The 15,265-nt window shown below is 67.2% G+C and carries 12 protein-coding genes; 5 read left to right on the forward strand and 7 right to left on the reverse strand.

Annotation, left to right across the window (positions count from 1 at the left end):
* Nucleotides 1–104: 104 nt before the first annotated feature.
* Genes ACFW3D_RS28300 through ACFW3D_RS28310 form a run of 3 tightly spaced genes read right to left on the reverse strand, consistent with a single transcriptional unit; the run spans nt 105 to nt 3,596 of the window.
* Nucleotides 105–815, reverse strand: a complete 711-nt coding sequence (locus ACFW3D_RS28300; protein ID WP_500508537.1) for a helix-turn-helix domain containing protein — start codon at nt 813–815, stop codon at nt 105–107.
* The gene (locus ACFW3D_RS28305) at nt 815–2,971 is read right to left on the reverse strand and encodes a hypothetical protein (RefSeq protein WP_500508540.1); all 2,157 of its coding nucleotides are present in this window, start codon (nt 2,969–2,971) and stop codon (nt 815–817) included. Before ACFW3D_RS28305 ends, ACFW3D_RS28300 begins: the two co-directional genes overlap by 1 nt.
* 22 nt (nt 2,972–2,993) lie before the next feature.
* Nucleotides 2,994–3,596 (reverse strand): helix-turn-helix domain-containing protein, encoded by a 603-nt coding sequence (locus ACFW3D_RS28310; RefSeq protein ID WP_500508542.1) that lies wholly within the window; start codon nt 3,594–3,596, stop codon nt 2,994–2,996.
* Nucleotides 3,597–3,801: 205 nt separating this feature from the next.
* Between ACFW3D_RS28310 and ACFW3D_RS28315 the strand changes: the two genes are divergently transcribed.
* Both ACFW3D_RS28315 and ACFW3D_RS28320 read left to right on the forward strand, forming a co-directional pair.
* Nucleotides 3,802–4,326 (forward strand): hypothetical protein, encoded by a 525-nt coding sequence (locus tag ACFW3D_RS28315; RefSeq protein WP_500508544.1) that lies wholly within the window; start codon nt 3,802–3,804, stop codon nt 4,324–4,326.
* A 365-nt stretch (nt 4,327–4,691) separates the two neighbouring features.
* Nucleotides 4,692–6,320 carry a serine/threonine-protein kinase gene (locus ACFW3D_RS28320; RefSeq protein ID WP_500508546.1) on the forward strand — a complete coding sequence of 543 codons (1,629 nt, stop codon included), beginning with the start codon at nt 4,692–4,694 and terminating at the stop codon, nt 6,318–6,320.
* Between the two features lie 131 nt (nt 6,321–6,451).
* Here the strand turns inward: ACFW3D_RS28320 and ACFW3D_RS28325 are convergent, their stop codons facing one another.
* The gene (locus ACFW3D_RS28325) at nt 6,452–7,030 is read right to left on the reverse strand and encodes a restriction endonuclease (RefSeq protein ID WP_500508548.1); all 579 of its coding nucleotides are present in this window, start codon (nt 7,028–7,030) and stop codon (nt 6,452–6,454) included.
* Nucleotides 7,031–7,581: 551 nt separating this feature from the next.
* On the opposite strand from ACFW3D_RS28325, the gene ACFW3D_RS28330 reads away from it, so the two are divergent.
* Both ACFW3D_RS28330 and ACFW3D_RS28335 read left to right on the forward strand, forming a co-directional pair.
* Entirely contained in the window at nt 7,582–8,262 is a 681-nt protein-coding gene (locus tag ACFW3D_RS28330; RefSeq protein ID WP_500508551.1) for a hypothetical protein, read from the forward strand.
* Between the two features lie 235 nt (nt 8,263–8,497).
* On the forward strand, nt 8,498–9,040 hold the full coding sequence (locus tag ACFW3D_RS28335; protein WP_500508552.1) for a hypothetical protein: 543 nt from the start codon (nt 8,498–8,500) through the stop codon (nt 9,038–9,040).
* A 666-nt stretch (nt 9,041–9,706) separates the two neighbouring features.
* Here ACFW3D_RS28335 and ACFW3D_RS28340 read toward each other — a convergent pair.
* The 3 genes from ACFW3D_RS28340 to tpg all read right to left on the reverse strand — a co-directional run bounded on the left by ACFW3D_RS28340 (nt 9,707) and on the right by tpg (nt 14,129).
* A complete protein-coding gene (locus tag ACFW3D_RS28340; RefSeq protein ID WP_500508554.1) occupies nt 9,707–11,551 on the reverse strand; it encodes a hypothetical protein in 1,845 nt (614 codons plus the stop codon).
* Between the two features lie 27 nt (nt 11,552–11,578).
* Entirely contained in the window at nt 11,579–13,321 is a 1,743-nt protein-coding gene (locus tag ACFW3D_RS28345; protein WP_500508557.1) for a hypothetical protein, read from the reverse strand.
* Between the two features lie 235 nt (nt 13,322–13,556).
* Nucleotides 13,557–14,129 (reverse strand): telomere-protecting terminal protein Tpg, encoded by a 573-nt coding sequence (gene tpg, locus ACFW3D_RS28350; RefSeq protein WP_500508559.1) that lies wholly within the window; start codon nt 14,127–14,129, stop codon nt 13,557–13,559.
* A 47-nt stretch (nt 14,130–14,176) separates the two neighbouring features.
* Between tpg and ACFW3D_RS28355 the strand changes: the two genes are divergently transcribed.
* A complete protein-coding gene (locus ACFW3D_RS28355; RefSeq protein WP_500508560.1) occupies nt 14,177–15,235 on the forward strand; it encodes a TniQ family protein in 1,059 nt (352 codons plus the stop codon).
* The last annotated feature ends 30 nt before the right edge of the window (nt 15,236–15,265 follow it).

The following is a 15,265-nucleotide window of genomic DNA, read 5'->3' on the forward strand; positions in this document are numbered from 1 at the left end:
GGCCGAACCTCTTCAACCGCCTCGACAGAGGCAGTCACGTCGCTCATCAGGTGTTCTTCCTTGATCGGGAGTTACACCGTTCTTTTTACAGTCCCTACGCAACGTCAACGCGGGCGCCAGGTGCGAATCTCCAGATGAGTGATGTGGGCGTCGGCCTGGATACGGCCGGTCTCGACAAGCCACTGGTGGACTGCGGCGGTGACATCGCCCGCGGCAGCATCCACGCGGCGGGCGAAGTTGACGGCGTCGAAGCCGCCGGTGGAGGCGGAGCCGTAGGAGCGTTCTTCGGTGTGGTCGATGCGCTGGATGACGTCGCGGCGGATGCCGGGTGAGTCGGTGCGGCTGCCCGAGGGGTGGAGGTAGCCGGTTTTCGGCATGCGGACGGTGAAGGCCAGGCGCAGTCCTTGGCGGGCGGCTTCGGCGATCAGGGGTCGTAGGCGGGTGGAGCCAGAGGCGATGGCTTGGGTGGCGACGCGTCCGGTGCCGGTGCCCGTGGGAGTGATGAGGACGGCTTTGCTGCGGACGCGGGCTCGGGCGCCGGTTTGGGTGGTGCGGCGGGTGATGAGGGGGGCTGCGATGCGGGTGAGTTCGTCGAGGTCGGTGATGCCGCCGGTTTGGACAGCTTGGAGGGCGCGGGTGAGTGCGGGGACGAAGGCTGCGCCTTTGCCGCGTGTGTAGAACTGGGAGACCAGGGAGGGGTCGCGGGTGATGATGCGGGCGATGTCGCGTTTGGTGTAGCCGGCGGCCTGGAGTTGGTCGGCGAGGCGTGCGGCGTCGTTGAGCTGCGGGGCCGTGGGGCGTCGGCGGGGCGGCATCAGGCACCACCCGCAGTGGCGGCGGCGAGGGCGGTGCGGCCAGCGTCCCGGAGCGCGAGGAGTTCTTCCTCGGTGGTGGGGGCGGCCAGGGGGCCGGTGAGGTGGCCTTTGAGGAGGTAGTCGCCGGGCTGGCCGTGGTAGGGCCAGTGTTGGGGCTGGGTGAGATAGATGGCGTCGGTGCGGAAAGCGACGACGGTGCCGGGGGGTGCGTGGAGGGCGCCGACGTGGGTGTCGTCTTCGCGCATGCGCATGGTCAGCAGGGAGGCACGGGCCCCGGACCAGATCGCGGCGGCCCATTCGGGGTGGGCGTAGGGGTCGCGGGCGAATCCGGTAGGGCGTTGCCAGGTGATGGTGTGGTCGTCAAAGCCGATGATTTCGGCGTCTGTGGGGACGTCGCGTTCCAGGTGGCGGGGGGTGGTGCCGGTGACCATGCGGGGGCGTTGGGCGAAGGAGCCGATGCCGTACAGCAGGATGGCGCGCACGGCGCGGGAGGCGAGGGTGGCGGCTTGGCGTTGCTGGTCGTCGGCGTGGAGGTCGGCGATGGCAGCCAGGCGGGACCAGCATTCCTTGAGTTTCTTCGACCAGTCGTCGAGCGGCTTGCCGTCTTCCCACAGCAGGCCGTCGAGGATTTCGATCTTCCACGGCTTGAGGGGGTTGGTGAGGGCGGCGTAGACCTCGGGGCCGCCGGCCCAGGTGGTGAAGGTGTGGCCGGGGGTGCGGGGGTAGTGCCAGGCGCGCTCTCCGGGTGCGGGGGCGGGCAGCAGGCCGACGTGGCCCCAGCCGTCGGGCACGGTGGCGCGGATCTGCCAGTGGCCGCAGCCGAACAGAGCCTTGATCTGATCCTTCTCCGGCCAGGCGGCGAACGTAGCAGCAGTGATGCGACGGGGAGTACCGACCGGGGACTTCCAGGTGTGCTTGGCGTAGGCGAAGGTACGGTCGTACTCCACCAGGCCTGGCAACTGTGAGGGGACGGCGGGCGGGGTCAGCAGTTCAGTGCGGCCCTGACCGGCGGTGGCGTGAAGCAGGCCGCGCAGTTCCTCGGACAGCACGGGATAGCCCTCGGCGAACTGACCGCGGGCAGGGATGGTGCGGGTCCACAGGTCCCGGCCGGTCTGCGACGGGGAGCCCATGACGACGGCGTCCGGCCAATGGGACCGCAAGGCCTTCCACAGCAGCACGAAGGCGTCCCGGACGACGGCGGGGCTGACCGTGCCGGTGTCGAACCACTCCCCCACCGACCGGATCTCCACGTGCTGTTCGCCGTTCTCGCGCTGGTAGCGGCCGACGGGGTTACGGGCGTGGACGAAGTGCCCGGCCATCCGGTCCCGGCCGCGACCGGTGTCGGTCCGCCACCCGTCAGCGGGGGCGTTCAGCCAGGCTGCGACGGCATCCTTCAGGTAGGGGTAGCGGTCGGCGTCACGGTGCCACGGGTCGCCGGCAGTGATGTAGATCCGCTCCACACTCTCCGGCACAGCGTGAAAGACCTGCTGAAGGATTTCGCCAGCCGAGGCAGTTTTCAGCTCCAGGCGCAGGGTCTGATCGCGGTGAACCAGGATCCCGCTGGCGGCATCCAGGAAGACGGTGGAGCGGACCTGCTGCGTGAAGTTCGGCCGGGTAGAGGCAAGTCCGCTGGTGTGGGCGAACCACCGGTCGCCATCGGGACCCGCGGGGATCGACGGCAGGACCCGCGGCTCGGCGACAACATCGGGGACAGCCGGTGCTGCGGCTGCAGGCTGCGGCTCGGCGGGGGCAGCGGGACGCGGCAGGCTTGGGGCGACGGCTCCCGCAACGGCAGCAGGCTCGGTAACGGAAGCCGGATCGGCAGCAGCCTCGGTAGGCGTCTGCGGTTCGCTAGCCGCCGGAGTCGGCGTGGCCGTCTCCGAGACAGCCGCCTGCTGAGTGTCGGGCTCGGCTGCGGCAGCCGCGGTGGCAAGGCCCTCTGGGGCGAGGGCGGGGGCGATCGCTACGACGTCGGCGACGCTCAGCCCGGCCGCAGGCGCGATCCGCTCGGCCTTGGCCTTGTCGTAGCCGGCCATCGCGGTGATCTGCTTGTCCCGTGCGGCGGTGAGCTTGGTCAGGGCGGCCTGCGCCTTCTTGATCTCATCGCGCAGGGTCCGTAGCTCACCCAGAGCGGCGGTGTAGGTCTTGGAATCCATCACATTCCCTCACGCAGACAGATCAGTTGACCAGGCCGGAGCCGGTATGGACGTAGGCGATCGCCCCGCCGGAGTCGGAAAGCAGGCGGGTGCCGAGCAGCAGATCCGCCACCTCACGGTCCTTCGCGGACATGGCGGTGAGCTGTTTCACCGGGGTCGCCAGGTCGGTCAGATACCCGGCCAGCACCGCCTCGGGGAAGCCGTGCCGTCCACCGTGGTCCCTCTCGTAGACATCCAGGCCGGTCAGGACCGCCACCACATATCCGGACAGGGTCACCGGCAGCACTCCCCCGGCCGCGACGCTCGCCGCGTCGCACCGCCACCAGCCGCGCAGTGCTGCCAGCAGATCGCGCGGGGACAGCGACGCGGCAAAGCCGATCCACTCACGGTCCTCTTCCAGAGCGCGCTGGGCGACGTCCACGCGCAGCACTGCTATCTCCGCCACATCAAGTCGCTCCAAGGGAGCCTGGGCGCGGTCACGCAGGGCCTGGACCGTCTCCAGCGGGACCATCACCCGCACCCCCCGCCGCGAGAGCCCTGGCAGGAGCTCGGCGTGGATCAGCCGGCGGAACGTCGTCACCGCGCAGTCCAGCTCCGCCGCGGCCTGCCCCGTCGTCAACAACACTCTTACAACCCAACTCCGATATCTGATGACGGATAGAAGCTAGTGACGAACACCACACTGTGTCAAACCAACCCTGCTGCCCCGTCAGGCCCTTGGAGCCACGTCACACCTCGCATGTCGTGCAGGCCGTGGTGACCTGCGTAGATCGGCGGATAGAGCCGAGCGCGCCCTGTCGGCCACGAGCGCGCACCGTCAAACTGGGTCCATGAGCGGGTTATGGAACATGCTGGCGGCGCCCGGCGGAGCAGTGGCGACCACGTTGATCGGTGTCTTCGTCGGCAGCATGGTCAGCAGACGCGCTCAGGACCGGCATTGGGTCCGGGAACAGCAAGCGGCTGTTTGCGCGCAGGTGCTGCGGGAGTCGTCCACGGTTCTGGTGGATCTCAGCGACATGGAGTCGTCCCGCCCCGAAAGCGTCCCACAAGGCATCGTCGTGCCGACCACCATCGACTGGCGACCGTGGAATGAAGCCTTGAGCATGGTGAATCTCGTCGCCGACAAGGACATCGCAGAGGCGGCCCATGCCCTGGACGAGCAGATCTGGCGTGTCCACATCGCAGTCAAGCGCGGCCTGACCCCCAATGACGACTGGATCGCGTTGCGCTCGCGCATCATCGCCGCCCAGGGCGACTTCATCACTGCCTCTCGCCGTCGCCTGTCCCTGGCAGGGGAGCCACTCCCCCGGCTATCTGGCAGGCCAGCCCCAGACGACCCTGTCTGGAGCAGCTGACGAGCCCGCACACCGCAAACAGATCGTGTCGAAGGACAGACCTTCCCGCCGCGGCCTGCCAGGCGGAGCCGCCCAATCGACCGCCGGCCATCGCCCGTGCAAAAAAGGCCCGGAGCGGACAACCGGCGCATAGCTGATCCGCTCCATAGGCCGGGTGTAGTTGCAGATCATTGGGACGGCGCGGCTAGGCAGTCAGGTATGGACTGCCCCGCTTTGGCCATTGGTTTCAGAGCCCGCGAATGCTCTGACCGCCCCAGCCGTCCCGCGGGTGAAGGGCAAGGCCGTGGCTCCTAAGATCAGCGTCGCCCTCGCGGGTCCGCCTCTTTGGTGACACCCGGCGCTTTGCGATCATTTTGGAGGTTTCCGTGTCGTCGCGTATAGGTCCTGCCCAGGTTGGAGACGCCACCCGAATAGGCCGCTACCGGATCGTCGGCCGCCTCGGCGCCGGCGGCATGGGTGTCGTCTACGCAGCGCTCGACCCGGACGGTCACCGCGTCGCCGTGAAGGTCATCCATGCCTCCTACGCCGGCAATGACGAATTCCGGTCCAGATTCAGACGCGAGGTAGACCTGTCCAGACGCGTGACCGGGCCGTGCCTGGTGCCCTTGCTGGATGCCGACCCCAACGCGAGCACTCCGTGGCTGGCCACCCAGTACACACCTGGCCCCTCTCTCGACCAGCACATCAGCGTGGCCGGCCCCCTCACCGGGGCGCGGCTGTACGCACTGGCGGCAGGCACGGCGGCTGGGCTGTCGGCGGTACACCAGGCCGGGGTCGTCCACCGTGATGTGAAGCCGGCGAACGTCATTCTCACCGACGCCGGTCCGCGGGTTCTCGACTTCGGCATTGCTCACGCGCTTGACGGCACAGCCGTCACCCGCACCGGTGTCATGACCGGTACGCCCGGCTGGATCAGCCCGGAGCAGTACCGCATCGGGGTCAGTAGCAGCGCCGCGGACGTATTCGCCTGGGGTGCCCTGGTCGCCTATGCCGCGACCGGGCGTCTGCCCTTCGGTGTCGGCGCGGCCGACGTCGTTGCTTTCCGGGTGCTGTCCGAGGACCCCGACCTGGACGGCATACCTGCAGATCTGCGGTCCCTGGTCGGGCAGGCTCTTGCCAAGGAGCCCCAGGACCGTCCCACGGCGGGTGATCTGGCCGAACAGTGCACGGCCCTGCTCGCCGCCCAGGCCACCCATGTTCTGGCCGCTGACAGTCAGCACCCGGACACCCTCGTAGCTGATCTTGTTGCCGCGCACTGGGACATGCCCACCGTCGACGATCCGGCATGGACACTCGCTCAGCGACGCCGGTCCCGTCGCCGCCTGATCCTGATGGCCACCGCCGGAGTAAGCGCCTTCGCTCTCACCTCTGGCGGCGCGTACGCTGCCCTCAGCCCCCACCCCTTCTACGCTTCGGCCGCCGTCACCACCACGCCAACTGTCTCGGCATCCCACGAGAAGGTGGCTGCGCCCGCCAGCGCATCGCCGAGTCACACCGCCACGCCCTCAGCGACGGCCGCGGACCTTGCAGCCTCCACGAGTGAGACCCCCACCGCACTGGCAGCTTCCACCACCGCCCGGCCCCGGCCCGCCTACACGGCGACGGACGAATCCCAGCCCATCATCGACGACTGGCTCGCCGCCCGCGATCCCGTCACCGAGGACGAGCAGGCCGTCGCCCGGGAGATCACCAGCCGTACCGAGCGGGAACTGGACCAATGGGGACCGCAAGCCAACGTGTTCGTCACGTTCAACGGCCCCAAGCAAACGGTCTACGTGGCCTCGAATTTCGCTCCCGACTGGACGGACGCGGACGTCGCCTCCTTTACTCGCACCGCGCGTGCCCACGCCTGCCAGGTCCTCTTCCACCGCCTCCAGACTGAGCCGGCCACGTGGCCCTACGGCCGCTACATCATCGTCTGGCCCAAGACCGACGATGACGCGTCCATAGAGACCTACGGCGAAGCCACGTCGATCGAATCCTGCACAATCTAGCTCCGAGCCCTTTCTCCTGCCCGACGGGTCGGGCGGTGCCGGACGATCCGGCGCCGCCCCAGACATCGTGGTATCCCCGTGGCCAACCACCACTCCGATCTCGCCCGCGCCTGCATCGGCACGGTGCACGGTCACAGCTCTGGATGAAGCTTTCGGCTGGTACCGGAGCGTTTGATGTCCAGACTGAGAAACGAAGTCAACGGAGTCCCGCTGTTCCAGAAGCCAAGTAGGTCAATGTCGATGAGCGTCAACTGCTGCTTGGCTGCGAACTCTCGGGCTGGCCGGGTGTACTTGCAGGAAGCGACGAAGACCGGCACGTCTGCCCCGTGCTCCGCTCGAGCCGTCCCGTTGAACGTCTGGATGTCGCGGCTGCCGACCGAACGGTGCCGGGCGTAGCGCTTGCACTGGATCACGAGTTTCCGGCCATCGGGCAGGTAGCCGATGACGTCGGCGCCCAGGTCGCCCGCGCCGCCGACCCGCCGAACGTTGGTGCAGCCGTCCCGGCGGCACAGCATGGCCACGTATTCCTCGAATTCGTGGTCGTTCATCCGCCAGACCGCATCCAGCGATTGAACGGCCTGTACGCGGGCCTGTTCAGCCAGCCGGATCCGTTCGGCAGCAGCCTCCCGGCGGCCCGCCCGCACCAGCCCGGCAACCACCACAGCTGCAACCACAGCGGCTAACGCCACCACCACCCAGACCACAACCATGACCCGTCCCCTCCCCCGGCGCCGGCTCCGCGCCCCTCACGCTCCTCTCCCCATCCCAGTCCCGGTCTATCCCAGGCACGACTGGGCTGACCACGGCTTCGAGACAGCGCCGACTCCCCTGGTGGAGAGGCTTGTGCTGTGTAGTCCGGGGATGCGGTTCTGCGTGTGTGCCCGGCCGATCTCGTGGATGCTCGCGTGTTTCAGTGCCCGCTTTCGTCGGGTGTGACGCTCGTCCAGATCAGGGCATCCGAAATCAGCTCAGCCCGTCACCGGGCCGTTTCTCTTCCGGTGATGCATCGGGCCAACCAGCTCCATTCCCATCCGACTTCAAGCCACCAGCTCAGTGGGGGAGGGCCGGGAAAGGCGGCAAGAGGCTGCTGTTCCAAGGACGCTGCCCACACTGATCAATGCCCTCCATACCGCTCCGCGGGGCACAACAAGGCTGCCCTGGGAGGCTCGATATGAGGTGTTCGCATACGGCAACAACGCACATTGACTCTCGGGTAGGTACTATCCGGCAGCAACACCCGATACTCGAGGAAGCGGCTGTCGTGTCCAACAACACCATTCAGGACCGGTATGCGACGCGTCTCGCAGAGGACCTGGACAACAACGCCAACGAGCAGGAAAAGGTCCGCGTGCAGTTGGCGGACCTCCAGAGCCGGCTGACTCAGCTCGAACAGGAGTGGGCGTGGCTGACCCAACTGCAGGGAACGGTGGCCGGTGCGCCAAACGCGGCTGCGCCGGAGCAACCGGCCGGTGAAACGTCTGCCGGCGTTTCGGCCGACGAGCCGGAGGTGACGCCGGCGGTCCAGCCAGTGCCCCGTCCGCGCGGGCGGAAGAAGCCGGCCGGTGAGCCGGCGGCCCGCAAAACCGGGAAGAAGACGACGTCTCCCAAGGACGGCGGGAAGCCGAAGCCCGGCAGCTCGCGGTCGAGCAAGGAGCCGACACTGCGCAGCCTGGTCGTGGACATACTGGCCGCGAGCAGCGAACCGCGTATGGTCAGCGAGTTCGTCGACGCCCTGGCCAAGCAGCACCCCGATCGCGCCACGCCGAGCGCCCCCGTGGTGCGCAACACCTTGGAGTCGCTGGTAGCCAAGGGCCTCGCCGAGCGTGCCCGCCAGCAGGGCAGCGTCTTCTACAGCCCTGTCGCGTCGCCCGCGACCGGCGCCGGTAACGCGGTGGAGGCAGCATCGTCCGAGGCCGCAGAGCCCGTCCCGGCATCGGCCTGACCTCAAGCCCTTGTGGCAGGAGGCGGTGCGTCTCCTGCCACAGGCGTGACATCCGCCGGCCCTGGCCCAGTTTGCTTCTTCTCAACTCCCTCTTGCTTGCTCGATAGTTGAGCCCCTGGATACGCCGTTCGCGGGTGCCTTGGCAGGACGAGCCGCCACCCAGGGGCATTTGAAGTCCGTTGGGTCTGCGGCAAGTCATGAGCAGCGCATGACCCGGGCAGGATGGGGATTCGCTGTGCAGTGGACGGATAAAGCAGAAGCCTTCGCCGCGGTGATAGGAAGCGCGGTGGCACTTGTCGGGCTGGTCAGCGTGGTGGTGCAACTGCGGCACCTGACAGAGGGCTTACGCTCCTCCGCCCGCCAGGCGACGTACGGCATCGGGGTCCAGATCAAATTGACCCTGATCGAGTACCCGCACCTGCGGCCGTTCTTCTTTGACGATGCGCCGGTCCCGGCCAATCATCCGGACGCGAGCAGGATCGCCTCGCTTGCCGAGCTCTACTGCATCTACTTCCAGGAGATCATGGAACAGTCCCACAACGTGAGTCCTCGCAACCGTGCGGCCTGGCACTCTCTCGTTCGGTCCATGTATGAGACGAGTCCCCCTATTCGCCTGCAGTTCGAGCGGCGACTGTCCTGGTACGCCACGGAGCTCCGTGAGGTGGTTGAGCGTCTTCGGCAAGAGCAGGGGCAGGGCGCGTCCGCCCCGGGTGGAGAGCAGCCGTCGGATGGCCTCGCTGGCCACCCGGGTCACACTGCCGGCCAGCAGGCCCCGTGAAGGATCACTGTGCGGCGTACGGTGGCCGGCGCCTGTAGGTCGGCCTCTGGCATCGCTGCTGCAAGCCGGGTCCCACGGATGCGGGTGCCCGCGCGAACTGTGAAGCGGCGGTTCGCAGCCGGCCGCCGCAGTAGCAGCCGGCGGGGTGGGTCAGAGCGAGGGGCTGGCATGACGCCAGGCCCCCGCGATCGCTCGAGGGGACCTGGCCCTGCACGGACGGGTTATCCGAATGGCATCCGCGCACCGGCCATGCGGCCATCAGCGAGGTTACCCATGCCGACATGGGCCAGGACCGCCGGGGGCCCGCGAAGGCCGGGCTGGTGGATCATTGTCAGGAAGCCCGGATCCGGCTCGGGTCTACGCTCCCGGCTCGCGCATACGTCCCGGAGACTCTTGGGGTGTCAGCGTGAGAAGCGACGACCTGCATGCTGCCGCCGCCCTCGCCTCCGGCCCGTGCAGTAATCCATGCCCGTACCTACGCAACCTGCTCGACCGGGCCAACCAGCACGATGTCGACCACACCTGGGTGCGGCTCGGGGAACAGCTCCTTGTCGGGGCATTCGCTCATGGCCGGATCAGCGGCGCACCGCGTGGTAGGTCACTGCGGAGGAGGAGACCTTCTTTCGTTGTTTTGGGAGGTCAGTCGCGGACCATGCGACAGGGCTCTCAGTTGTCACCTTCGCCGTTCTGTACCGCCTCCGCAGCCCGTCGGATGCGGGCCAGTTGACGCTCGTAGCTCAGGCTTCCCTTTCGGATCGCCGCGGAGATGTCACCGTGGTAGCTCTCAGCGATCCGGATGTACCCCGGGGATGCCTCGGAAAGGATCAGGGCAGCGAGCATGGTTTTCGTCAGGTGTGGCTTTCGGGGGATGGAGGTCATGTCCCAGACGATGGCGTGGCCGGTGACGGTGTCAAGGCTGATCAGATCCGGCCTGATATCGCCAACGACGCTGTCTAGTACGTCGGAGCCCAGAGTGCGGAACTCGTCGAGCATGCCGCGGGCCTTGAGGAAGTCTGCCACCTTCTGATCGGGCAGCGGCACATTGATGCCGGGCATTTGACGGAAGGGAGTGTCGATGTGGTGTGCTATTTGAGGGGCGCTCTTGGCGGTGATGGCCTCGAGGAGTTCGAACAGTAGGGTGTGGCGGCGCGTTCCGAGTTGCGGTGTCATCGGTCCTTGGCTGGGAAGTTGCTGGGCGACGTACTCGGTGAGCTGGTCCATTCGCAGGCCTTCTAGCGGATCGATCGCGGTCTCGAGTTGGGCTGCTGCCTCCCCGATGTTCGCTGCCGCTAGTTGGTCGAGCCGTGCAAGTGCGGCATCAATCTCGGCCTCTGTCAGGTCGGCGAAGGGTAGCTGTCCCAGTACTTCCCCGGAAGGGGAGGTCACCACGAGGTCCGTGCCGGCGCGTTCGAATGCCGTCCCCGAGGGGGTGGTCCAGCGGGCCAGCCGCTGTGTCAGCGCTGCCTTCACCGCGGCAAGGTCCACGCGTGAGAGCTTCTGGACGATGGAGCGAACGCTGGTTCGTGCAAGCGCTCGGCCGACAGCGGTAGCGGCACGGCCTGCTTTTGCGAGCTGCCCGGGCAGCTCGACCAGGGAGTGGGCCAGGTCGATCACCGAGGTGACGGCCGAGCCGAGTTCGGCGCCGGCCAGGAAGTACTGCCGGCGGGCCAGCGCGCGGGTCCAGTCCTGGAACCACTGTTCACCGAGCGATTTGGCGATCTGTGGTTCGGTCAACAGCTTGAGGAGGGCGGCGGTGAACTGCTTGGTGTCCTGGACAAGCGTGTGGTCCCAGATGGATCCGGTGATTGCTTGTAGTGCCTGCAGGAGGTCTGCGGGCATGCTGAGCATCTGAGCGCCTGCACCAGTGAGGAATCCGGCGAAGAGGTCGATGCTGTAGCGCGGATCGTAGGCGGTCACGCTGTCGAGGAGCATGTCGGCGGTGACCCCGCGTTGCACCAACAGGTTCCAGACGTCGTCGTACACGGCGAAGTCGAAGAATTGCTGGAGCAGGCCGTCGCGGTCGAGTTGTTGGCGTAGCTGGGCCAGACCGGCGTCGTTGCTCGGCCAGTCTCGCAGCACCACCTCCATGAGGCTTCCCAGCCCTGGACCGGGGCCTCGCCGCGCGGTTTCGGCGATCTGGGTGTAGACCGGATTGGCGGGAGATTCCTTTGACGCAGCAACGTCCGGGGTCACAGCTGGCAGGCGGGGACCGCTCAGTAGCTCACTGTACGGTGGCGGCGCTAAGACGCTGGGTGGGGCTTTTGCGGGTACAAGCGGTGGGTCGAGGAGCTGTGGGTAGGGGGCGTGGGCCGCGCCGGCCTCCTGGCCGGCGATCGGGCCGGCGACGATGACTTCCTCTTGCCAGACGTCCTGCGGGTATTCGGTCACCGGGGCGCCGCGTGCCGCAGCGTCCTGGAGTACGGCGTCGGCCGTGGTGGTCTCGACTGTGCCGGTGATGTAGTCGGGCTCAAACTCCACGCGCCGTGACGGCTGCGAGCTGGGAACTGCCACGGTGTCGCTCCGCCCTTCGGGAAGGGGTTAACCGGACTGGCCGTCCAGGCGAATCCGCACAGCGTCGCTGGTGGGCTGCAGGGCAGCGAGGGCTGCCAGGCGCTCTTTGCCGTCCGCGATCCCCTCCAGGGCTTCGATGAGTGCCCTGGTTTGCCGGTTGGCCAGGAGTTTCGCTTCTGCGTCGGCTTCCTGACTGGCCATGGCATATACGTCCAGGGCGTCGGCCTGTCCGAGGAGTGCTTCAACGACGACGCTGTCTGTGCGTAGAACGATCTCGTCCTTCTTCAGCACCACGCCGGGCACTTGGTCGGCTTCGTCGTCCTGGCCGAGGGGTGCGCGGTTGAAGCGGTAGGAGAGGTGAGGCGATGGTGCGGGGAACTTCTTGGTCTGCTGATCGATGGTCGCCGCGCCCTTGGTCCAGGACTGGCCGTCGTCGGACATGGTGAAGGTTTCCAGCACAGGGAGGGGGGTGTCGCTGTGGTCGAAGACGATGCTGACCAGACCGAGGATGTGCTGGGCGACGGCGTCGGCGGTGGTGGGTTCGAGCAGGGAGTGCAGGAACCCGTGGAGGCCGGAGAGCGGTGTTTCTCGCCAGCTGCCGGGCTGGCCGTTGGTGAAGCCGACCGTCACCTCGGTGAGGTGGACCTTGGTGGTGTAGCGCTGGTTGAGTTCCCGGAACACGAAGTTCAGTGCGCGCCGCAGATTGACGTTCCGGATGACACGCTCGGTGCTCTCCTCGTTCTCCGTCTTGTCGGTGTGCTCACTGCTTGAGGTGACGGTGGTGTCGCGTTTGCTGGATGACTCGGCCGCGTGTTCGCGGGATGCGTCGTTGACCTGCTTGGCGAACTGCTCCCGGCCGGAGTGGTATTGGCCGCTTCCGCCTCCCGACACGCTGGCCGATCCCCATCCCCAGCCGGCGGAGACCTTGGCTTCGGCGTGCCATTCCTCGCTCTTGGACTGGGAGGCCTTGTCCGTGGTTTCGTTGACGACCTGGCTGTGGAACCGGCTGCGGGCCTCCTCGGATGCGCTGTCGAAGACGCTGGAGGACTCCTTGACCGATGCCTCGCTGGATCGCCAGTTGCGGATCCTCAGGGTCACCTGTTCGCCGGGTAGCAGCGTGTAGGTCTTGACCGTTCGCCCCAGACCGTAGTCACCGGCGAAGGAACTCAGGGCAAAATGCTCGACGAGGAACAGCGCCGGTTCGAATCGTTCCTCGTCGGGGGTCTGCTCGGTGCCGTCGGCAGCCTCACCGGACGGGCTGGCCTGAGGTATCAGCAGCTTGCCTTCTCGCAACCGATCACGGAACTGCTCGAACAGTTCAGGCAGGCCCCACGGTCCCAGCACCTCCGGATCCACCGGAGTCAGTCCGGCCGTCCGGGCCGGGGAGCGAAGTGCCGGAATAGGCGGGGCAGCGGGGGTGTGAGTTGCTTCGAACGACGTGATCCGGTCACCTCGAATGCCCTGGGCACGGGCGAGGCGTACGAACAGGCTCTTCGCTTTGATCTCGTCGAAAACGAATGCGCCGCCCGTGGACTGCCACAGGCCTACCTCGGCAACCAGATCGACGCCCGACCCCTTGGCGCCGTCGTTCCAGCTCGTGTCGGCAACGTCAAGCCCGTCAAGTTTGAGAATGCGGCGGCCCCGCTGCTGTCCAGGAAGGGGCACGTCATACGTGATGCGCGCAGCCTTCCTTCCGTCGTCGGCCGCGCCGAACGCAATGATTTCCTTGGCAACTCCTGGATCCGTCCCCATGGCGCCCCCCATCGTCACGGTGTCGGCTCCCCACGTTAGCGAGCAAAGTTGCCTGCGCCTCGAGATTCCGCAAATCGGTGTATTCACATCCGTATGCCTCCATCACCCCTGTCACTGTGGCATCGAAACGCGGACAGGCTTCACGCGGATGAACCCGGAACTCACTCCGGCCACAGGGGCGGAGCAGCCTGCGGCGTTGGGTTGTGGACGGTGCCACTTGGGCCGATGGCCTACGAAATCGCTGGGTTCGCGGTCAGTAGTAGAACTCCAGGTAGTCGATGTTGGTAAGGCTGACCGATTGGAGGGTGGTCGTCCTCGCATGCTTGAAGTAGGACACGGCAAGGGCGTCAGCAAGAATGCGCTGCAACTCCTGCTCGTCGGCTTGGCGATGCCGGGCGTCGAAGAGGAGTCGCGGGTAGGGGTTCTTGAGCTGGACTGTCAGGAAGCGAAGGCGGGGGTCGTCGCTTGACCCTGCAGCGACCGTGAAGCCGAACCATGCCCGGAAGGCGATCGTCATCTCTCCGTCGTGCCGGATGATCGCGGCATGGGCTTGTTGGCGGACGCGTGGCTGCCAGAGGCGTACTACTTCGCGTTGGACAGATCGCTGGAGCTGGGGGTCGCCGATCCGGCGCTGTTGCAGTGCCTGTTCCAGGGTGTTGGCGGTGGTACCGAGTCGGGCAGCAAGCGCCTTGGGATCGTGGCCGTTGCGCCGAAGCAGAAAGCGTAGGCGTGCCCGGTCAGATCGGGGCGGCTGCTGGGTCCAGTGCCGGGCGTCGGCGAGGTCGAGTGCTTCCTGGACGGTGGTGGCGCTGTAGTCGATCGTCATGGCTTCGTTTTCGTTGGGGACGAAGTAGGTGATGGCAGGATCAGACCGTGATCATTCGAGACGTGCTGCCCCGGCTGCCGCGGCGAGCTGCTTTGATCGCTGGCGAGTCGACGGCTTCGTTCCTGGTGCGGCTGGCGGGACAAAACGGCTGGTCGTTTGGTGACCTGTCTCGCCACATCGGTGGTCCTCGGGATGTGACCGAGGTGGATCCGCGGCAGGCTGACGTGTGGCTGGGGCCGGTGGCCAAGCAGCGGCTAGCAGAGGTAACGGGGTGGCCGGCCAGGCGGCTGGAGCAGGCTCTGCCGTCGCTTTCCCAGTCCTCGATCTCGGCGCGGGCCCGCCGGCAAGTGCAGCTTCGGGAGTATCCGGCCGGCCGTGAGCCGGTGCGCGCGTGTGACCTGTGTGTGGCCGGACGGTCAGATGGCGTCGCTGTGTGGCGTGTGGACCGGGAGGCGGGGCTGGTGTGTCTGCGGCACCAGCGATGGATGGGGCAGGCTCAGGGCACGGTGCAGCTGAGTGTGCAGTCCATACCGGAAGTTGCCGGGGCTCATGAGCGCCGGCTGCGCCTGGAGCGGAAGACCGGTGCGTACGGCCAGGCGTTGGTCGCGGATGCGGTGCAGGTGGCCGTGTACTGGTGGCAGTGCCGGCAGATGGCGTCGAAGGGGGTATGGCGCGAGCGGGAGCGGGCGCTGGGAGTGACGCGTGAGGATCTGTGGGCGGTGCCGATGCTGGTCTATCCGGAGGCGATGACGGTTGCCGAGGCGATGACGGTGCGGGAGCGCCAGCGGGCTGTAGGGCGCAGTTTCGCGGATGGTCCTGCGGGCTGGACCACGGGGCGTTGGGTGCGGTGGGTGGGACAGCGGCTGGGGATGGAGCAGGAGATGGAGTCGGGTGGGGATCGTGCTTTGCGGGCGTGGCTGGTGAAGCACCGCAACACGATGCCGGTGGTGCAGCGGCTGGTGTTGCCGCCGCGGCCGTCGGGTTATCGCAGTGTGCCGTTGCGGATGCTGGAGCCGCATCGGGAGGTTGCGGCTGGTGAGCTGGAGGCGGTGTCGTGTCTGCCGTGGCGGCTGGGTTCGCCGATGACGAGCGCCTCGCGGTGGTGAAGCCCGCAGGCCGTGCTGGGGTGCGAGGGC

This window comes from Streptomyces sp. NPDC058864 (genome assembly GCF_042742985.1).
GTDB lineage: Bacteria > Actinomycetota > Actinomycetes > Streptomycetales > Streptomycetaceae > Actinacidiphila.

Bases quoted from the DNA above. Each gene is read 5' to 3' on its own strand.
- ACFW3D_RS28300 (WP_500508537.1), bottom strand. From the start codon at position 815: ATGCCGCCCCGCCGACGCCCCACGGCCCCGCAGCTCAACGACGCCGCA.
- ACFW3D_RS28305 (WP_500508540.1), bottom strand. From the start codon at position 2,971: ATGGATTCCAAGACCTACACCGCCGCTCTGGGTGAGCTACGGACCCTG.
- ACFW3D_RS28315 (WP_500508544.1), top strand. From the start codon at position 3,802: ATGAGCGGGTTATGGAACATGCTGGCGGCGCCCGGCGGAGCAGTGGCG.
- ACFW3D_RS28325 (WP_500508548.1), bottom strand. From the start codon at position 7,030: ATGGTTGTGGTCTGGGTGGTGGTGGCGTTAGCCGCTGTGGTTGCAGCT.
- tpg (WP_500508559.1), bottom strand. From the start codon at position 14,129: ATGACGATCGACTACAGCGCCACCACCGTCCAGGAAGCACTCGACCTC.